This window comes from Methylophaga nitratireducenticrescens, from assembly GCF_000260985.4.
Taxonomy (GTDB): Bacteria; Pseudomonadota; Gammaproteobacteria; order Nitrosococcales; family Methylophagaceae; genus Methylophaga; species Methylophaga nitratireducenticrescens.
The window spans coordinates 2,387,833-2,407,548 of sequence record NC_017857.3 but is presented as its reverse complement, the minus strand read 5'-3'; the positions used below and the strand labels follow the sequence as shown (position 1 = coordinate 2,407,548).

The window sequence follows — 19,716 nt, the reverse complement described above, 5'->3', positions numbered from 1 at the left end:
ATCTTTCATAGCCGCCTCTGTTGTGAGCTGAAAGAGTATTCGGGCCACAACAGTGGTGGTGTTAGTAATACATAAGTTTTGTCTAATGCCTAAAAGCACTGGGGCAGAATTATTTTTTCACTTTTAAAGAGGATTGTCATGACTCAGGCATCACAAACATTGAGAGAGATTGTCGGTTTAGGGCATCAGCCGGCAAATTTGAGTACGGCGGCGCTCATCATGATTGATTGTCAGAATACTTATCGCACGGGTGTAATGCAGCTTACAGGAGTGGAAAAGGCGATTATTGAAGCAAAGGCTTTACTGGAGAGGGCGAGAGCGTTAGCTATTCCGGTCTTTCATATCCAGCATGATGGTGGGACGGGTTCACCATATGATCTGACAACCAATATAGGACAGATTTCCAGTGAAGTAGCCCCTCAGGAGGGTGAATATGTCATTACTAAAAATTTCCCCAATTCGTTTATCCAGACAGAGCTGGATGAACGTTTGAGATCACTCAATATTGAGCATATTGTGTTGGCTGGCTTTATGACGCATATGTGTGTGAATTCTACGGCTCATGGTGGTTTCAATCTGGGCTATAGGCCAACTGTTGTGGCAAGTGCTACGGCGACCCGCCCACTGCTGTCGGCGAATGGAAAAATGGTTTCGGCGGAGCAAGTTCAGGATGCCGCTATTGCATCAACGCGGGATTTATATGCTGCTGTGGTCGATAGTGTGGCCGAGTTGCCTGATTAGATACAGAAGGGAAATTAACCGTTAGCATATTTTTGGGCTAATAAACTTTAAAAGCTTTCGGAATGATTGCTGCTTGTGGAATGATCTGGGCTAATACAGATATTTTTTATGTGAATATTCCTTATAGAGGACCTTTATATGTCACCTTATCCGATTCATGACCTAAGTCAAAAACTTGCTTTCAGGGTGAAAACGTATTTGCTGTTGAGGTATTGTTCTTGGTATTGAACGGGATCAGCAACTCAAGTAAACAGAGTAAGATCGTAATTGTTAACATCATCAAGAATAATCAAGAGAGAGAACCATGCATTTAAAAGACATCATCTGGATGGGAGGATTGCTGACAGTATTGTCTTTCCCTGTTTCAGCCACAGAGATTGAATGGCCGGTTTATGGTGGTGATAACCTGCATCAGCGTCACAGTAAACTGACACAAATTACTAAAAATAATGTTTCAGGCCTGGTTGAGGCATGGGAATTTGATACGGGTATAAATGCTACTTTTCAGGCGACGCCCGTGGTTCAGGATGGGGTGATGTATGTTTCGTTACCGTTTAACGATGTAGTCGCACTTGACGCTGCAAGTGGAAAACAATTGTGGCGCTATGAACATGATTTAGATGAAGATTATCCCATTTGCTGTGGCCCGGCGAATCGCGGCGTGGCAGTTTCAAATGGCATGGTTTTCACTGGTACTATTGATGCCAGGTTGATTGCATTGGATGCTAAAACAGGTGAAAAACGTTGGGATAATCGGGTTGTTGGTGACAATACTGGTATCCGTGAAGAGGTTAGTCGCTTGGATGATTCTGAACTTGGCAGTGTTTCAGGTACGTCGGGGGCGGGTATCAACATGGCACCGATGATTTATCAGGATACCGTCATTATAGGTATTACCGGTGTGGGGTATGGATTACATCTTGACGCTACGGATTCTGATTCACCCTTGGGGGCTGTCGTCGGAATTGCTGGAAAATATGGCCGTCGTGGTTTTATGGCAGGCTATGATATGAAAACCGGCAAACAAAAATGGCAGTTTGATACCATAAAGTCTAAGAACTGGGAAGGTGATTTTGTAACTAAAACCGCTGATGGTGTTGAGTTGCCTCGTGACATTGCCAAAGAAAGAGCCTCTTTAGAAAAATATAGTGATGCATGGCGTTATGGTGGTGCTTCAGCGTGGAGTACCCCAGTTATCGATCCTTATACCGGAATTCTGCATTTTGGGACTGGTAATCCATCACCACAAATGGAAGGTTCATCCAGGCCAGGGGATAATCTCTATAGCAGTTCATTGCTTGCCCTTGATGCCAACAGTGGTGATTATCGCTGGCATTACCAGCAAGTCCCACATGATAGCTGGGGATATGATGTGGCCAGTCCGCCAGTATTGTTTGAAATTACGATCAAAGGAAAGCCGATACCGGCAATTGGGCAAGCCGGTAAAACGGGTTGGTTTTATGTGCATGACAGACGTAATGGAAAGTTTCTTTATAAAAGTGAAGCCTTTGTCCCACAAAAAAATATGTTTGAACTTCCTACCAGTGAAGGCACGATTATTTATCCGGGTGTAATGGGAGGGGCAAACTGGTCTCCCGTTTCGGTAGATGCTCGCAGACGTTTGGTGTTTATTGCTGCTATTCATTGGCCGGTGGAATATAAATTACACCAACAGCCCGCCAGGAATGGGGAAGCAGCGATACGATATTCTTCAATGTCACCGTTAAATACGCCTGAAAAGCATGGTTTATTAACAGCCATTGATTTGGATAATGGTGAAATAGTCTGGCAGGTTAAAACTGAAAATCCATTGATTGGTGGCGTATTGAGTACAGCCAGTGGGCTGGTATTCACAGGAGAGGGGCGTGGCGAATTAATGGCCTTTGACGCTGATTCGGGAGAAAAACGCTGGAGTGGTAAAACCGAGGCGGGAGTGAATGCTCCACCTATCACCTACAGTATTAATGGTAAACAACATATTGCCGTAGCTGTCGGTGGCAATAGACTGTTTGGCTTTAAAACCGGGCAGAAAATCAAGGTCTGGCGCTTGCCTTAAGCTGAGCATGGCGTTATCAATTAACTTTGCTGAATTACTTGACCTGTCTGTTTCAGCCAGTGGCTGCCCAATCTTTCATGCCGCCTGCTGTGACTGAAATGGTGAGAAGCTCCGTTTGTGCTATCCATCATGTCTCTTTAGGGGCTGTTGAGCTGTAGTGGGTTAAATATTGAGCAGCATGGTGACTCAGTATAATATGCTTTACCACAAACAACGTTTACGTTTAACAACTCTGCAAAGACTCATATTAACCGACGAACGCTGGCAAACGCTATCCAGACTGATGTATCAAAACGTTCGTATCTACAACAAAGCTGAACATCAAATGACACTTGAAGGCTTTTTTGTATCGAATTCGAACCGGTTGCTCAGGCTTTCAATCACCGCATTAGGAATAGGGCTTTGTTGCTGAAAGATTATTTTTCACTCGACCGTGTCTACTTAACTTAGGTGGGAAATGTCAGGGGTAATGATGCGAATATTATGCCCGCGGTTATCCCATAATTGTCTTTCAAGGTTATCCATAAAATAGGGTCTTATTACTAAGCGCCAGTGTTGTTAAACCAATCCTTGTTCCAGCATGGCATCCGCAACTTTACGAAATCCAGCTATATTGGCACCTAGCATTAGATTAGACGGTTGATGAAATTCAATCGCTGTCTCTGCGCAACGTTGATAAATATCTTTCATAACCGTTTGCAAGCGTTGATCGACTTCAGCAAAAGACCATTGGATCATACCGGCGTTTTGGGCCATTTCCAGTTGACTTGTAGCCACGCCACCGGCATTAGCCGCTTTGGAAGGAGCATAATGAATTCCAGCCGCGAGAATCAGTGCTTGTGCTTCAGCTGTGCAAGGCATATTGGCACCTTCTACAATACAGGTAATACCATTCTGGCACAGAGCCTTCGCATCCGCTTCTGAGAGTTCATTTTGTGTTGCACACGGGAAAGCCGCCTCAGCTTTAATGCGCCAGACGGCATGGCCATCGTTTGGATAATTTTTGCGCGGTATAAACTCAGCATCGGGATGCGAATCCAGATACTCAATTAAGGAGCCACGTCGCTCTTCTTTCAATTCTCTAAGCAGAATTAAATCAATACCTTTGGCGTGATGAATCGTACCCGTACTATCAGAGCATGTTATTGGCAAAGCTCCACATTGATACAATTTTTCAATAGTATGAATAGCCACATTGCCCGCACCTGAAACCAGACATTTTTTGCTATCAAGGCAGTCATCATTTGCTTGCAGCATATTCTCGGTAAAGTAGACAAGACCGTATCCTGTCGCCTCAGGCCGAACCAGCGAGCCCCCCCAATTAAGTGCTTTTCCGGTCAGGACACCTTCAAAATGGCGATTCAAGCGTTTGTATTGACCAAAAAGGTAACCAATCTCACGCTGACTTACTCCAATATCTCCTGCCGGTACGTCAATAGTTGCACCAATATGTCGGTATAACTCAGTCATAAACGCCTGGCAGAAACGCATTACTTCATTATCAGAACGGTTTTTGGGATCAAAGTCTGAGCCACCCTTACCGCCACCAAGCGATAAGCCGGTTAATGCATTTTTAAAAATCTGTTCAAATCCGAGAAATTTGATTGTGCTGGCATTGACGGAAGGATGAAAACGAATACCACCTTTATAGGGTCCCAGGGTTGAGCTGAACTGAACACGGTATCCCTTGTTGACCTGCACCTTACCTTCATCATCCTGCCAGACAACTCTGAACATGATCTGTCGTTCCGGTTCAACAATGCGCTCTACAATATTCTGTTGCAGATAGTGCGGATTTTTATCGAGCAGTGGATAGATGGATTGCAGAATTTCTTCAGTTGCTTGATAAAATTCAGGTTGGCATGGGCTGCTGCGTTGCAGATTTCTCAGGGTTGTCTCAATATAAGACATTTAAACCTCTTTGTTTATTATTCAATTGACACTCGTATATACAATCTAACAGAAGCCAATCAATTTCTCAGAGATAACAAGCTATTTTATTAGCGTTATCGTCAAATTTTGTTGGATGAATCGAACACTATGATGTTGTAAGTGATATAGCGGTATCTAGTTTTTTAAAGTCATTATGAATGCTAGTTTGATTTGAGGCTGAAATTGTATCACTTGCAACCACGTACGGTGCCGCACCCCCAGCATTATTCCATCATATGTCAACACGCGGGTCTATGTGTCCTACATGAACCTGTGGTCGGTTTGATCTTTCATCGTCGTTGCTGTTGTGACTGAAAAGCCCAAATCAAGACTCGATTAGAGCCGTTTGTGAGAGACATCCATGTAGCTCACTATTGTTTAAACAAAAAGAGCCTTGTAAGATTCTTTACATCAATTCCCGCCCTCAAGGACGTTATAGTAGTTTATGAAGATAAACAAACCGGTTACGCAAATTGAAGAAGCATACAAAAGCGATGCAAACATATTTACCATCACAAATAGCAAGGGAATTATTACTTATGTCAATCAGGACTTTGTTGATATAAGTGGGTTTGCTGAAAATGAGCTTGTAGGTAAAAACCATAATGTAGTAAGGCATCCAGATATGCCTCCTGCAGCATTTTCCACTTTGTGGGAGGAAGTTAAATCTGATAAATCCTGGATGGGCATAGTTAAAAATCGTTGCAAAAACGGCAACCACTACTGGGTTGATGCTTATGTGACACCGAGAACCAAAGATGATGGAACACGAGAATATCAATCAATAAGAAGAAAGCCCAAAAGAGAATATGTTGATCGTGCTGCAGCACTTTATGAAAAGTTGGGTAAAGGAAAAAAAGCGGTTGAACTGAACAGCTCTCTCTCAATAATCTTCAAAATAGCTGGGTTATCAGCACTCATGATGATTATTCAACTGGTGGCAAGTTTAGCCCTTCATAACTGGTTATCCGTTATGATTATCTCGCTGTTGTGTATCAGTGTTGTATTGGGAGGGATTTACATCCTGCTAAATCCTTTGAAAGAACTTGTTATTGATGCAAGACGGATTATAAAGGATCCAGTTGCGAGGTATGTCTATAGCGGGCGACGAGATGAGCTTGGTGATATTGCATTGGCAATGAAATTTTTAGAATCTGAAACGGCAGGGCTAATAGGGCGTGTTGCGGATAGTGCTGCAACAATGGAGTCTAATACTTTTATATTGGGCGGTGCAATTAAAGCTTCAAAGGTGTATGCCGAGCAACAGTTTAATGAAACTGAACAAATTGCAGCTGCAATAAATGAAATGTCGGCGAGCATTCTGGAAGTTTCCCGAAATGCTCAAAACAGTACATTAATTGCCAATAATGGGGTTGAAGAGGTAGAGAAGGGCAAGAAGCTTGTACAGGTCAGTGTCGATTTGATGCAGGTATTACAAGGTGATGTTGAGCAGGCATCAGAAACGATCAAAGCCCTTGAAAAAAGTAGTAACGATATCGCTATCGTGCTGGATGTAATCAACGAAATTTCTGAACAAACCAACTTACTGGCTTTAAACGCTGCAATTGAAGCAGCCAGAGCGGGTGATGCAGGACGTGGGTTTGCTGTGGTTGCTGATGAGGTTAGGTCCCTTGCCAGTAGAACCCGTACTTCTACTGAAGAGATTCGTGTAATGGTGGAGAAACTGCAAAATAATTCTGCTACAGCTGTTCAGGCGATGAGTGATGGTTTGAAGCAGGCGGATGCTTGTGTTGGTCATAATCAGAACACAGTCAGCTCCTTTGCAAATATTCTTGATGTCATCCAGAAAATCAACGAAATGACCACACAAATTGCTTCTGCAGTTGAGCAGCAGAGTGCAGTGGCTGAAGAAATAAGTAAGAGTATTCATAATATAAGAGACTCTTCAGGAAATAATGTTAGGGAAGCAGATAATACTGTTTCCATCAGCTCTCACATGATGGCCTTAACAACAAATTTTGAATCCTTGGCTGCTCAATTCTGGGCAAAACAAACTAATTCATAATTAACCTCAGATCTGCATAAGCGCTCCTTTCTTATGCGCAGCTCAGGTTAAGTTAGCAGGCAGTCAGCCTGAGAGGATGGCAAAGGTTCTGCTTAGACGTTTGGCCCAGCGAGGCGAGATTAAGCCTGTTGCTGACTAATCAGCCCAGATCGTTCATGTGGCCGAAGATCGCAATTCATGTGGGCGGCCTACAATCATTTAACACCACGACCCATAAAAAAAGCCCCAGAACTTAAAAGTGCTGAGGCCTTGATTTTTATGGAGCCGGAGATAGGACTTGAACCTACGACCCACTGATTACAAATCAGTTGCTCTACCAACTGAGCTACACCGGCAACAAGAGGCGCATTATACAAACAGTGTAGGGGTCATGCAAGCATGAATCACCTGTTAAAAGATAATGCCGAATCGGTTATTTACTTTCAATGTCGCGAGGTAAATAGTCGATTTCAAAAAATGGGGTGAGTGATGGGGCTCGAACCCACGACAACCGGAATCACAATCCGGGACTCTACCAACTGAGCTACACTCACCACAGAAATCTATTCAGAAAACCACTCGAAATTAGCTGGGTGACCTTCAGGAAGTCGACAATTGTACTGCCTTTATTTTTCTGGTCAAGGGAAATTCAGCTTTAGGCCAGTTCCAGGTCGATTTTCTTTTCATCCAGATCGACTCGTACCACTTTAACTTTAATGGAATCACCCAAACGATAGGATTTGCGTGATCTTTCACCCATTAAGCGATGGCCGCTGGCATCAAACTGATAGTAATCATTTTTCAGTGCAGTGACATGAACCAGACCTTCAATGTAGATATCACTCAGTTCCACGAATAAACCAAAACCAGTCACACCACTGATAACACCTTCATGAACTTCACCAACACGATCACGCATATATTCACACTTGAGCCAGTCAGCAACATCCCGCGTTGCCTCATCAGCTCTACGGCTGGCCATTGAACAATGTTCGCCGAGTTGCACCATGGCTTCTTCCGAATAATGCCAGGTAGCCTTTTTCTGTTTAGTAATAGCATGCTTGATCGCACGATGAACTAATAAATCCGGATAGCGGCGAATCGGTGACGTGAAATGGGCATAAGCTTCGAGGCCAAGACCAAAATGACCCAGATTATCAGGAGAATAAACAGCTTGTTTCATACTGCGTAACATAACTGTCTGTAACAAATGACCATCAGGGCGTTTGCTGACCGTTTTCAATAAAGAGGCATAATGGCCGGGTTCGGGCTCATCTCCACCCCCTAAAAACAAGCCTAACTCGCCTAAAAATTCACGTAAGGCTGATAGTTTTTCAACCGATGGCACTTCATGAACCCGGTATAAAACCGGCAGTTTGCTGGCAAGCAGATATTTTGCTGCTGCGACGTTGGCGGCAATCATGAATTCTTCAATTAATCGATGCGCATCATTACGTTGACGTGGTTCGATTGATGAAATTTTCCGATTTTCATCAAACATAAATTGCGTTTCAGTCATTTCAAAATCAATTGCACCACGTTTTTCGCGAGCTTTGAGCATGACATGAAACAATTCATACATGGTTTCCAGTCCTGGAAGGACATGGGCGTATTGATTGCGTAATTCGCTATCATTTTCTTGTAGAATGCTGGCAACTTGCTCGTAAATCAGCCGTGCCTTGGAGTTCATTACTGCTTGATGAAATTTATAGGATTCAATTTCGCCGTCCTGATTGATGATCATTTCGCAGGCCATGCATAAACGATCAACCTCTGGATTTAATGAACATAAACCATTGGATAATGCTTCAGGCAACATTGGAATGACCTGACTTGGAAAGTACACAGATGTGCCGCGTTCCTGGGCATCTTTATCAAGATTATCTTCAGGTTTTACGTAATAGGAAACGTCAGCAATAGCTACCCATAAACGCCAATTACCTGAGTCCAGTTTTTCAGCATAAACCGCATCGTCAAAGTCACGCGCATCTGAACCATCTATTGTGACCAGCGGCAACTCGCGTAAGTCCAGGCGATCATGAATAGCATCCTGAGGAATGGTTTCACCGAAACTTTCAGCCTGAGCCAGTGCTTTTGGAGACCAGACATGCGGTAGTTCAAAACTGCGAAGTGCAATATCGATTTCCATACCCGGCGCCATATGATCGCCTAATACATTAACGATTTTGCCTAAAGGTGAGCGATGCTTATTTGGATGTTCAGTAATTTCCGCTTCGACGATTTGGCCGTCTTTGGCATCCATTAAGTCGGGAACAGGAATCATAATATCCTGACTGATGCGGCGATTATGCGGGATTAAATAATAGAGGCCGGCATCTTCCTGCAAGCGACCGACCACAGTCTGATTGGCACGCTTAACTATTTCAACAATCGCGCCTTCTCTTCGACCACGACGGTCGGTGCCGCTGATGCGGGCTAATGCACGATCACCATGCAAAACCACCCGCATTTCACGTTCGCTGAGAAATAAATCCTCACCGCCTTCGTCAGGTATTAAGAAGCCAAAGCCATCGGGATGCCCCATCACACGGCCACTGACCAGATTCATTTTAGAGACAATGCCGTAAGCATTTTTGCGATTGCGCAGGATCTGTCCGTCGCGCTCCATGGCGCGCAAACGGCGACGAAGTGCCTCGGTTTGTTCTTCCCCTTTGATGTCCAGAAGTTTGGAAAGATTTTTCCGGGAAACAGGGGCTTTGTGTTGTTTGAGGAGCTCGAGAATAAATTCACGGCTAGGGATGGGATTATCGTATTTCTCGGCTTCACGACCCTCAAAAGGGTCAGTTATGTTTTGTTCAGTCATTGACAGTTTTTATCTCGATCTATATGATGCGCGTCTTCTTGCCCAGGTGGCGGAATTGGTAGACGCGCTAGCTTCAGGTGCTAGTGTACGTATGTACGTGGGAGTTCGAGTCTCCCCCTGGGCACCATTCCGAATTTTTCTCTATTGTCACCAGACCATTTTAACTGCTATTGGTCCTTTCAGGTGAATCTTTCTCGTTCCACATTTCCACATTCTGATTATTAATGCTATTGAACCTGTTTTAAGGTTACGATATTGTGCAACTTAACATACCGTGTCAGGTACATTCGTAGTGTGCCCAACGGAAAATCAGCCTTTGCACAGTGAGAATGGACATGGCAACTTTTATTGACTCGATTGATGAGCGTACCAAACTAGCAGGCACAAATCACCTTGAAGTGTTGCTATTCAGTCTTGGCACCAATGATGATACCGGACGAAATGAATTGTTCGGCATAAATGTGTTTAAAGTTCGTGAAGTGCTTAATGTCCCTGAAATCACCGGCGCCCCTGAAATGCCTGATGGCATTGAAGGTTTTGTAAGCCTGCGTGGCGATATGGTGCCTATAATTAATTTGCAAAAATTTTGTAAATTAAAATCTCACGAAACCCCAAAAATCCTGATGATCACCGAGTATAACACCCATGTACAGGGCTTTCTGGTGACTTCAGTTGATACTATCCAACGTTTAAGCTGGCAGCAGGTTAAAGAACCGCCTCCGTTGATTTCCAAACGACTGGGTGGGCTGGTCACCGCGGTAGCTGAATTACAGGATAAACGTCTGGTCATGATCATGGACGTGGAAAAAGTACTGGCCGATACCGGTGACTTTTATGATGAAACTGCGTTTGAAGGCATTGAAAAAATTGAAAATGGCAAGAAATACAAAGTGTTATATGCCGATGATTCAAATGTTGCTCGTAAACAGATTACTCAGACATTAGATAAGTTGGGTGTTGGCCATGTTGGCGTAGTGAACGGTGCACTGGCATGGAAAATGCTCGATAAACTGGCGACCCAATGTGAACAGGAAAACCGGAACATTACAACGGAAATTCAAGTGGTGTTAACCGATGTGGAAATGCCGGAGATGGACGGCTATGTACTGACACAAAAAATCAAAGCGGATCCTCGCCTGGCGCATTTACCGGTCATTATGCATTCTTCCCTGACAGCCGTTGCCAATCAGGCAATGGGCCGGGGAGTAGGATCAGATGCCTATGTATCAAAATTTCAACCACGTGAATTGGCTGCAACCATTCGTGGTTTTATTGAAAGTACTCATTAGTGTTTTATACCATTTTAATATGAAGGCTGTTCAAACAGCGTAAATGAGTCTTTTCGATTATCCGAACTGTTGAAGGCAACAAATAATGCAACATCGTCATAGCAGTATACGAATTGTCGACAATCTTGCCGAAATTACCCGACATCACGATCGGCAGGTCTTGGAAAAAAGTCTGCTCAAAACGCTGAATGAATTGTTTCCGGCACAATCGCTACGTTTATTTAGAATCAGACGCCATGATCTGATGCACGATATCAGCCTGCTGGCTTTTTGTGTGAATGATGTCATTTCATCTTCTGAACAGCATCCCAAACTAAATCAGGAAATGGCGGATGAGCTCACAGCTGCAATGACTGAAGCGATTGATAAGGAAGATATTGTTTCTTATCGGCCTGCTGAAGATAATGGCTGGAATGTGATTTATCCGGCGTATGATTCACATGGTGAAATATTCGCCAGCCTGGTCCACCATTGCCAGGAATTACCGTCTAGCATTGACCAACGACTGGTTCATGGAATTCTCAGGGTATATGCCAATTATCTGGCGCTGATTGATAAATCTCAACGTGACAAATTAACCGGTTTATATAATCGGGAAACGCTGGATGAACAGATAACCAAGATTCTGGTCAATCAGAGCAGTGAACTCAACAAACTGATGGCTTCACCCAATGACTCGCGACGCCGTCGCTATGCTATTAAGCATTGGTTGGGCGTTGTGGATATTGATAAGTTTAAAACCATCAATGATACCTACGGCCATTTATATGGTGATGAAGTGATCATTCTGGTCGCCAGGCTGATGACTTCTGGTGTTATCCGCGATGATGATCTGATTTATCGTTTTGGTGGCGAGGAGTTTGTGGTGTTACTCAAAGCTGCAAATGAAACGGATGCGATGCAGGCTTTTGAAAGAATACGCAGGGTAGTGGCGGAGCATAACTTTCCTCAGCTTGGTCAGGTCACCGTCAGTATTGGTTTTGTGGAAGTTTCGGCACAATTATCGCCAACTGATGTTATTGGACAGGCAGATGAGGCGCTGTATAGCGCCAAAAACGCAGGTCGAAATCAAGTACAAAATTACCATACCCTCGTGGCCGAAGGTAAAATTAGCGAGCCGAAGAAAATAGCGAGCTCCGACGTTGAATTATTTTGAAAAAATCCCAGGAAAAATATGAGCTTCCGAAATCTATTATTGGCTGACAAAATTATTATTGAACTGGATAAAGCATTAACTACTCTGGCTGGTACCCCACCATCGAGTGGCAGAGATAACCCGGCAAGAGATATAGAAGAAACAACCCTTACCGATAATGAACGTCGGCAATCAGTTGCGTTGATGCGGGTGAATCATGCGGGTGAAGTATCTGCCCAGGCCTTGTATCAGGGACAGGCATTAACAGCGGAACTGACCAATGTCCGAGAATCAATGCGTCAGGCAGCCGCTGAAGAAAACGACCATTTATTATGGTGCGAAAAACGTATTGATGAACTGGAGGGCCGTACCAGCCTGTTAAATCCATTGTGGTATGTCGGTTCTTTCGTGATTGGTGCTGTAGCAGGAAAAATTGGTGATAAATGGAGTCTGGGGTTTGTTGCCGAAACTGAAAAACAGGTTATAGAACATCTGGATGAACATCTCCACAAGATGAGTGATGCAGATCTGCGCAGTCGTTCAATTCTGGCGCAAATGCGTGAAGATGAAAGTCATCATCAGCAAACTGCTTTAGCGGCCGGTGGCGCTCAATTGCCCTGGCTGGTGCAGAAAATCATGCAGCCAATGTCGAAAGTGATGACCCGAAGCAGTTACTGGCTGTAAGCTGACTTCAATAGATTGTCGTAAACTTCAATGAAATGTTGAAACGTTCCGCTTGTTCTTCGGAAGGTTCAACTCTGACCACTTCAGCCTGAGCAACAAAGTCAGCCAGCTCCGGATTATGACTTTTAATACTGATATCCAGTATTTCCCCCTCGCTAAGCATTTCATCCGCTATCAAACTCAAACCGCTGGCGCTTAAATCGATTCCTTCTGCCTGAAAACTTTCTGTGGAATCCGGACGCTTTATCTGTACCGGACCGTTGACGCGCATTCGGAAATAATTACGTTTTTCTTCAAAATCCTGACCTGCCATAATTTTTATCCCTTATAGATGCAGTTGCCTATCAGATGTCCCTAGCCTAAGCTAAGTTCTGTTCATTCGTCCAGAGATATCCATGTCTGTAACTCAACTAAACGCGTCACAACTTTATCACGGCTGCAATCCGGCTGATCTGCCCTTCAAAACAACCGCTACAGTGGAGCCTTTAACAGGCTTGATTGGCCAGGACAGAGCCCGCGAAGCAATTGAATTTGCAGCAAATATTCAAGCAGATGGTTATAACCTGTATGTGATGGGGGAGGCCGGAATGGGTAAAAAGTCGCTGGTCAGCGAATATCTCACCAAACATAGTGCAAATCGGCCTGATGCCGAAGATTGGGCTTATTTACATAATTTTGATTTACCTCAGCAGCCTAAATCATTGTCATTACCCGCTGGTGATGGTGCGCAGTTAAAACTGGATATCGAGCGGGTTATCAAAGCGCTACAGCAACAATTACCTCACGCTTTTGATGACGAATATTATCGGGGAAGACTGCGGGCAATTGAAGAATCCAGTCGCCAGCACCGGGTACGCCTGTTTGGTGCGCTGCAGACTGAAGCAGATAAACAGGGTGTGGTACTGCTCAGAATGGAAGATGGCAGCTACGCCTTTGCCGCTCAGCATGAAGGTGAGCCTTTATCTGGCGAAGATTTTGAAGATCTGCCCTATGCCAAGAAAATGGAAACAGAAGAGGCTATCGCGAAATTGCAGGTGTCCATGCAGGATACCCTGATTGAAATTCATGAATGGGAACATGACACGGTTAATAAGATTACCGCGCTGAATGATCAGGTTGCGTTAGAGGTTATTACCCGGCAAATCGATTTTTTACGCCATGCTTATCCAAAATCCGAAGCGTTACAGAATTATTTTGATGACATGCAATTTGATATTCAGCGGAATATCGAGATGTTCCTCAAAAATGAAGAGCGGCAGGAGGATGTCAATGTTGATAACTGCCTGAAGCGCTATCAGATTAACCTGATTGTGGATAATGCCGATTTGCATGGAGCACCGGTGGTGTACCTCAATCAGCCAAATCATCAGAATTTATTGGGCTGTGTTGAAAACATGGCGATGATGGGCGCACTGGTGACTGACTTTACGTTGATTAAGGCGGGGGCATTACATCGTGCCAATGGCGGCTTTTTAATTGTTGATGCCGAAAAACTTCTGGAGCAGCCTTTTGCCTGGGAAGGGTTGAAGGCCGCGTTAAAAGCTTCCGAAATTCCACTGGAAAACCTTGAACGAACTTATAGCCTGGTGGCAACAGTTTCACTTGAACCTGAACCCATCCCGCTTTCAGCCAAAGTCATTCTACTGGGGAACCGGGATCTTTATTATCAGCTTTATGAATTGGATCCCGAGTTTGCCGGATTATTTAAAGTGCTGGCTGATTTGGAAGATGAATTACCGCGTACAGCTGAAACACATATGCAAATGGCAAAATTGATTGCTTCGACTGCAATGAATGAGCATTTGCCCGCTTTGCAACAGGGTGCAGTGGCATTAATGATCGAATATGCCGCGAGATCAATTAATGATGGTCAACAGATGTCGCTGCATATTGCCGATATGACTGACCTGTTGCGTGAAGCCGCCTATTGGACTCGCAAATACCAACAGGCTGAAATTACCGCTGATGCGGTGAATCACGCCTGGCAGCAGCGTCTTAGACGGGTGGGTCGCGTTCGTTCAGTGGTGTATCAGCAAATCCAGCGGCAGATTATTCAACTGGATGTGAATGGCAAGCGTATCGGTCAGGTCAATGGCTTATCGGTATTGAGCATCGGCAGTTTTCATTTTGGCGAACCTACCCGCATCACTGCGAGTTGTCGATATGGTGATGATGCGATTATAGATATTGAAAGGGAAGTGGAGCTGGGGGGCAACCTGCATGCAAAAGGCGTGATGATTCTGGCTGCTTATCTGGGTTCTTTTTATGCGGCAGATAAACCGCTATCAATGGCTGCCAGTATTGTATTTGAACAGAATTACGGTGAGATCGATGGCGATAGTGCAACGGTCGCTGAACTGTGTGCTTTATTATCTTCAATTGCCAGAATTCCACTTAAACAGTCTATCGCGATTACCGGGTCAATGAACCAGTTCGGGCAGGTTCAGGCTATCGGTGGCGTTAATGAAAAGATTGAGGGCTTTTATGATGTCTGTTGTCTGGTGGGAATGACCGGCACACAAGGTGTGATTATTCCCCGCAGTAACATGCAGCATTTGATGCTAAAACCCGAAGTCAGACAATCCGTTGAGAATGGTCTGTTTCATATTTATGTTGTTGATGACATCAGCGATGCTATCAACGTGCTGAGTGAATATGAGGCTGGCACGGCAGACGAACATGGCAATTATCGTGAAAACAGTTTTAATGGCGCTGTCGCGGCAAGACTGGCCAATTGGGCGGAACTGCACAAGCATGATAAGGACAGCAGCCATGAAGCAAATGATTAGGCTATAGTTACGGTCAGGCCAGCCGTTAACCTCTACAGGCAAACACGCAAAAATTGTATAGGTATGTCAGCTATGAAAAATCAATTTTTTCTCAAGTCATTAGGTTTGATGTTTGGATTTATGGTGTTACCAGTACAGGCGTTAACACCTGTCCCCGTACCAACTGAGCCAATTTATTATGAACCGCCGGTAGTGGAAATTACTGATGAAATCCGTAAGCATAGCTGCGTTGAAATTGATGGTGCGATCAATCAGCTTCATCCATATCGTTACAGTTACAAGCCCGGCTTTTATGATGATGGCAGTAATAAACTGGCCGCGACATTAATTGCTTTTGATACGATTCCGGTTGTGGAAGGATGGCTTGGGTTGGCTTATCTGGGATATTCGTCTCTAATAGATGAAAAAGAAGCCAGACGCACTCAGCTGATTGAACAGAAAATATCGATGTTGCAACGGGTAAAGGCAGAAAAACATTGCTTTGAATAAATACGTATTCTGGATGTCTCATTGTTTCGGTTTTACTTGTGGAAGGATTCACTTCTGGGGTAGTATCGAATTGTAAAACTACCCAGAGAGGTAAACACAATGAGTAGCACAATAGATATTAAAACAAAGTGGTACGAGAGCAATCACGTAACGACAGAGAGTATTAAAGCTAAATTGCAATCCGCAAACGCAGTGAGAGATAAAATGAAAAAACTGCCTTGGTACAAAGCGGCACAGAATCCAGTTAAACATTCTGATCGGCCGTGGTATGAAGCCAATATGGTGAAGCATCTTGATACCAAGAAAAAGTGGTATGAAGCGAATCTCCGCAGTGCTGTTGCTGCAGTGCGGGCAAACCGTCATTGGTATGAAGCAAATCTGGATAATACGCCCACCGAAACTCATTGGTATGAATTTGCCGAATCACAATACAGTGATCTCAAAAAACGCTGGCAACAGGCTAATCTGGCAAAATTCCGTGAGCAGCATAGCAAATGGTACGAAGCCAATTTGGATCAAACGCCAACGGATAAACACTGGTATGAGTTCAGTGATGAACAAACAGCAAGTGATAAAAAGTGGTACGAAGCCAATTTGCAAGCCGCCCGTGAAAGCCATCAAAAATGGTATGAAGCGAATCTGCATCCCGATCCACATGCGGATATCAAAAAGAAATGGTATGAGGCTAATATCAGTCTGGCACGTACTCAACAAATCAAACGCGATTGGTTTGCCTACAATACCCATGTTGCTCGGGAAAACTCCAAATGGTATGAGGCTAATCAGCGTCCAGCCCAACAGCGTGATACGCATTGGTATGAAGCCAATATGGTGAAGCATCTTGATACCAAGAAGAAATGGTATGAAGCCAATTTGCGTTCAGCAATAGAAATGGTTAGAGCAAACCGCCACTGGTATGAGGCGAATCTTGACAAGACGCCAACGGATAAACACTGGTATGAGTTCAAAGAAGCGGGAGATACTGACTGGAAAAAACGCTTTCAAGAAGCTAATCTGGCAAAATTTCGTGAACAGCATAGCAAGTGGTATGAAGCCAATCTGGATCAGACACCAACGGATAAACATTGGTATGAATTCAGTGATGAGCAGACTGCCAGTGATAAAAAATGGTATGAAGCCAATTTGCAGGCCGCTCGTGAAAGCCATCAAAAATGGTATGAAGCGAATCTGCATCCCGATCCACATGCGGATATCAAAAAGAAATGGTATGAGGCTAATATCAGTCTGGCACGTACTCAAAAAATTAAACGTGATTGGTTTGAAAACAATATGCGTTTAGCGCGTGAAGCACAGAAAAACAAAGATAAATAACACGTCTTAAATGTCATTATTAAAACAGCTGGTTTAACCGACCAGCTGTTTTTTTTTGGGAGAATCATACAGGATGAAAATCACCTGCTTTACCGTTGGTGCATTTCAGGTGAATACCTATTTAATTGAGGATGAAACGACTGGTGATGCAGCTATTATTGATACCGGCGAAACAGATGAATTAGTGCAAAAGTTACTGTCAATCAATCCTCGACCCCGCATCCAGAAGATATTGTTAACACATGGCCATCTGGACCATGCAGGAGGCTTGGTTGCCTTACAATCGCAATTTGATGTGCCTACCTACTTACCGCGAAAAGAGCTTCCATTATTTGAGACTTTGCCGGTTCAGGGGGATTGGTTTGGTCAGCCATCATTTAATCGACCATGTGGACGAATTGATCATTTTGTCGACGATGGTGATGACATTCACTTGGGGGATACCAAACTGAGGTTTATATCGACCCCGGGACATACTCCAGGGCAGGGTTGTTATTATGACGAGCAGGATATTTTTGTCGGTGACACATTGTTTTTTGGTAGTGTTGGACGCACTGATCTACCAATGGGGAATCCGGCTATAATGCAGCAAAGTTTACAACGGTTAATGCAATTGCCCGGGCATTTACGCATGCATAGTGGTCATGGTCCGGTCACAACGCTTGCCTATGAAAAACAATATAATCCTTTTTTAACGTTTTTGAGACATGCATAAATAATGGCTAATACAGATAGATTAATTGAAGGTTTTCAGCGTTTTAAAAAACATTATTTTGGTCAGGACACGCGTCTTTATGCCAGTATGAAAACGGGACAACCCGCAAAAACCTTAATGGTTGGTTGCTCTGACTCTCGTGTTGACCCGGCCATTTTGACAGATTGTGATCCAGGCGATTTGTTTACCGTCAGGAATGTCGCCAATCTGGTTCCTCCTTGTGAACATGATGGGTTGCATCATGGCACCAGTTCAGCACTTGAGTTTGCAGTGGATAATCTGCAGGTTGAGAATATTATCGTAATGGGGCACGCGAATTGTGGTGGTATCCGTGCTTTATGGCAAGATGAAGCTCAACAGAGCTCTAAATTCATCCATCAGTGGGTTTCAATAGCTCAACCGGCAAAGGACTGGGTTAAAAGTCAAAATATGAAGGACGATGAAGCCAGTCAGTTAAAGGCCTGTGAGCAGCGTGCAGTGCTTGTGTCCCTGGAAAACCTGATGAGTTTTGAATGCGTTCGTGAGCGTGTTGAAGAGGGTCGTTTGACCTTACACGGCTGGTATTTTGATTTGGCTGCTGGAGAGTTATTTTGCTTTAATTCCCAAACCGGCTTGTTTGAACCGGTTTAGAATTTGCGTTTGAAGAACCTATTGGATATCTGGGAGTTGGCCCGCAGGCTGATTTCCCATTGAATCATCTGAGTTTTCCGGCAGTGCTTCTTTCTGCTTTTCCTCAGCTGCATCAGTTTCGTTATCATCTTCGATAATTTCTGCTTCATCTTCGCCCAGACCAAACATATTAAATATGCTGTTGAAGAGACCTGTTTTCTTCTCGTTTAGGGGGACAACTACATTTGTATCAGTCCGCTGTTCTTCAGTTAATTGAATGTTTTCAACAATCTGGGTATTGCCATCAATATAATCAAGAGTTTCTGCATCATCAAAATATAAAGTGATTCTACGCTGTTCACGAGTACCATTTCCTGGATGAAAACTGTATAGATAATCCCAGCGGTTAGGGTGGAAAACATCAATTAACATCGGTGTTCCCATCACAAAAGAAACCTGACTTTTTGTCATACCTCGTTCGAGCTTGCTGAGCATTTCCTGAGTAACCTGGTTGCCTTGCTGAATATCAATTCGATAAACACCAGGGATTTTATCTTTGCTACAGGCGCTGAGAGTGAGAATAACCAAGGAAAGGCTATAAATAAGCAGGCTTTTCATTTAGTATTTGTTTCTGTGTTGATGACCAAAGTGCGATGATACGCTATTCGTAACTATTCTACGAGGCAACAATAATAATGGAAAGACAAGATTTAAGAAAAGCGGGATTGAAAATTACTCTGCCACGATTGAAGGTGCTGGAGATTCTTGAACGTTCAAAACAACGCCATTTAAGTGCAGAAGATGTCTATAAGGCGTTGCTGGAAATGGGAGAGGAAATTGGCCTTGCAACCGTCTATAGGGTGCTTACTCAATTTGAAGGTGCGGGATTGGTTTCGCGGCTGAATATTGATGGCGGACATGCAGTTTTTGAATTGGAAGATGGTGAACATCATGATCATCTGTTTTGCGTAAAATGTAATCGCATTATTGAGTTCTATGATGAAGTGATTGAAGAGCGGCAAAGAGAGATTGCCAAGGCAAATGGGTTTGAAATGACCGACCACAGCTTGTACATTTATGGCATTTGCAATCGTGAAGACTGCAAAAAATAATATA

General features: G+C 43.9%; 17 protein-coding genes and 3 tRNA genes. 14 read left to right on the top strand and 6 right to left on the bottom strand.

Annotated elements, in window-relative coordinates:
* Nucleotides 1-138: 138 nt before the first annotated feature.
* The 3 genes from Q7A_RS11415 (at nt 139) to Q7A_RS11405 (ending at nt 3,209) form a co-directional block, all read left to right on the top strand.
* Complete coding sequence (locus Q7A_RS11415; RefSeq protein ID WP_014707740.1) at nt 139-741, top strand: cysteine hydrolase family protein; 603 nt, start codon at nt 139-141, stop codon at nt 739-741.
* 304 nt (nt 742-1,045) lie between these two features.
* Complete coding sequence (locus Q7A_RS11410; protein WP_014707739.1) at nt 1,046-2,797, top strand: pyrroloquinoline quinone-dependent dehydrogenase; 1,752 nt, start codon at nt 1,046-1,048, stop codon at nt 2,795-2,797.
* A gap of 178 nt (nt 2,798-2,975) precedes the next feature.
* On the top strand, nt 2,976-3,209 hold the full coding sequence (locus tag Q7A_RS11405; protein WP_169712030.1) for a hypothetical protein: 234 nt from the start codon (nt 2,976-2,978) through the stop codon (nt 3,207-3,209).
* 146 nt (nt 3,210-3,355) lie between these two features.
* Here Q7A_RS11405 and gdhA read toward each other — a convergent pair whose 3' ends face one another.
* On the bottom strand, nt 3,356-4,708 hold the full coding sequence (gdhA, locus tag Q7A_RS11400; protein ID WP_014707736.1) for an NADP-specific glutamate dehydrogenase: 1,353 nt from the start codon (nt 4,706-4,708) through the stop codon (nt 3,356-3,358).
* A gap of 466 nt (nt 4,709-5,174) precedes the next feature.
* On the opposite strand from gdhA, the gene Q7A_RS11395 reads away from it, so the two are divergent.
* Nucleotides 5,175-6,755, top strand: coding sequence for a methyl-accepting chemotaxis protein (locus Q7A_RS11395; RefSeq protein WP_014707735.1), 1,581 nt, complete (start codon nt 5,175-5,177; stop codon nt 6,753-6,755).
* 259 nt (nt 6,756-7,014) lie between these two features.
* Here the strand turns inward: Q7A_RS11395 and Q7A_RS11390 are convergent.
* The 3 genes from Q7A_RS11390 to rnr all read right to left on the bottom strand — a co-directional run bounded on the left by Q7A_RS11390 (nt 7,015) and on the right by rnr (nt 9,558).
* A tRNA-Thr gene (locus tag Q7A_RS11390) sits at nt 7,015-7,090 on the bottom strand.
* A gap of 122 nt (nt 7,091-7,212) precedes the next feature.
* Nucleotides 7,213-7,288 (bottom strand) — tRNA-His (locus Q7A_RS11385).
* A gap of 101 nt (nt 7,289-7,389) precedes the next feature.
* Nucleotides 7,390-9,558, bottom strand: a complete 2,169-nt coding sequence (gene rnr, locus Q7A_RS11380; protein WP_014707734.1) for a ribonuclease R — start codon at nt 9,556-9,558, stop codon at nt 7,390-7,392.
* Nucleotides 9,559-9,598: 40 nt separating this feature from the next.
* Here rnr and Q7A_RS11375 point away from each other — a divergent pair.
* The 4 genes from Q7A_RS11375 to coq7 all read left to right on the top strand — a co-directional run bounded on the left by Q7A_RS11375 (nt 9,599) and on the right by coq7 (nt 12,666).
* Nucleotides 9,599-9,685 (top strand) — tRNA-Leu (locus Q7A_RS11375).
* A gap of 208 nt (nt 9,686-9,893) precedes the next feature.
* Nucleotides 9,894-10,847 carry a chemotaxis protein gene (locus Q7A_RS11370; RefSeq protein ID WP_014707733.1) on the top strand — a complete coding sequence of 318 codons (954 nt, stop codon included), beginning with the start codon at nt 9,894-9,896 and terminating at the stop codon, nt 10,845-10,847.
* A gap of 85 nt (nt 10,848-10,932) precedes the next feature.
* The gene (locus Q7A_RS11365; RefSeq protein WP_014707732.1) at nt 10,933-12,003 is read left to right on the top strand and encodes a GGDEF domain-containing protein; all 1,071 of its coding nucleotides are present in this window, start codon (nt 10,933-10,935) and stop codon (nt 12,001-12,003) included.
* A gap of 18 nt (nt 12,004-12,021) precedes the next feature.
* Nucleotides 12,022-12,666: a 2-polyprenyl-3-methyl-6-methoxy-1,4-benzoquinone monooxygenase gene (gene coq7, locus Q7A_RS11360; RefSeq protein ID WP_014707731.1), complete on the top strand. Its 645-nt coding sequence runs from the start codon at nt 12,022-12,024 to the stop codon at nt 12,664-12,666.
* Nucleotides 12,667-12,673: 7 nt separating this feature from the next.
* Here coq7 and Q7A_RS11355 read toward each other — a convergent pair whose 3' ends face one another.
* Nucleotides 12,674-12,979: a PilZ domain-containing protein gene (locus Q7A_RS11355; RefSeq protein ID WP_014707730.1), complete on the bottom strand. Its 306-nt coding sequence runs from the start codon at nt 12,977-12,979 to the stop codon at nt 12,674-12,676.
* Between the two features lie 82 nt (nt 12,980-13,061).
* On the opposite strand from Q7A_RS11355, the gene Q7A_RS11350 reads away from it, so the two are divergent.
* The 5 genes from Q7A_RS11350 (at nt 13,062) to Q7A_RS11330 (ending at nt 18,621) form a co-directional block, all read left to right on the top strand.
* Nucleotides 13,062-15,455, top strand: coding sequence for a Lon protease family protein (locus tag Q7A_RS11350; protein ID WP_014707729.1), 2,394 nt, complete (start codon nt 13,062-13,064; stop codon nt 15,453-15,455).
* 72 nt (nt 15,456-15,527) lie between these two features.
* Nucleotides 15,528-15,944, top strand: a complete 417-nt coding sequence (locus Q7A_RS11345; RefSeq protein ID WP_014707728.1) for a hypothetical protein — start codon at nt 15,528-15,530, stop codon at nt 15,942-15,944.
* Between the two features lie 204 nt (nt 15,945-16,148).
* Nucleotides 16,149-17,276, top strand: a complete 1,128-nt coding sequence (locus Q7A_RS11340) for a hypothetical protein (RefSeq protein ID WP_014707727.1) — start codon at nt 16,149-16,151, stop codon at nt 17,274-17,276.
* Between the two features lie 73 nt (nt 17,277-17,349).
* Nucleotides 17,350-17,991 (top strand): MBL fold metallo-hydrolase, encoded by a 642-nt coding sequence (locus Q7A_RS11335; protein ID WP_014707726.1) that lies wholly within the window; start codon nt 17,350-17,352, stop codon nt 17,989-17,991.
* Nucleotides 17,992-17,994: 3 nt separating this feature from the next.
* Nucleotides 17,995-18,621 (top strand): carbonic anhydrase, encoded by a 627-nt coding sequence (locus tag Q7A_RS11330; RefSeq protein WP_014707725.1) that lies wholly within the window; start codon nt 17,995-17,997, stop codon nt 18,619-18,621.
* Nucleotides 18,622-18,639: 18 nt separating this feature from the next.
* On the opposite strand, the gene Q7A_RS11325 is transcribed toward Q7A_RS11330, so the two are convergent.
* A complete protein-coding gene (locus Q7A_RS11325; RefSeq protein ID WP_014707724.1) occupies nt 18,640-19,218 on the bottom strand; it encodes an outer membrane protein assembly factor BamE in 579 nt (192 codons plus the stop codon).
* Between the two features lie 77 nt (nt 19,219-19,295).
* Between Q7A_RS11325 and fur the strand changes: the two genes are divergently transcribed.
* Nucleotides 19,296-19,712, top strand: a complete 417-nt coding sequence (gene fur / locus Q7A_RS11320) for a ferric iron uptake transcriptional regulator (protein WP_014707723.1) — start codon at nt 19,296-19,298, stop codon at nt 19,710-19,712.
* The last annotated feature ends 4 nt before the right edge of the window (nt 19,713-19,716 follow it).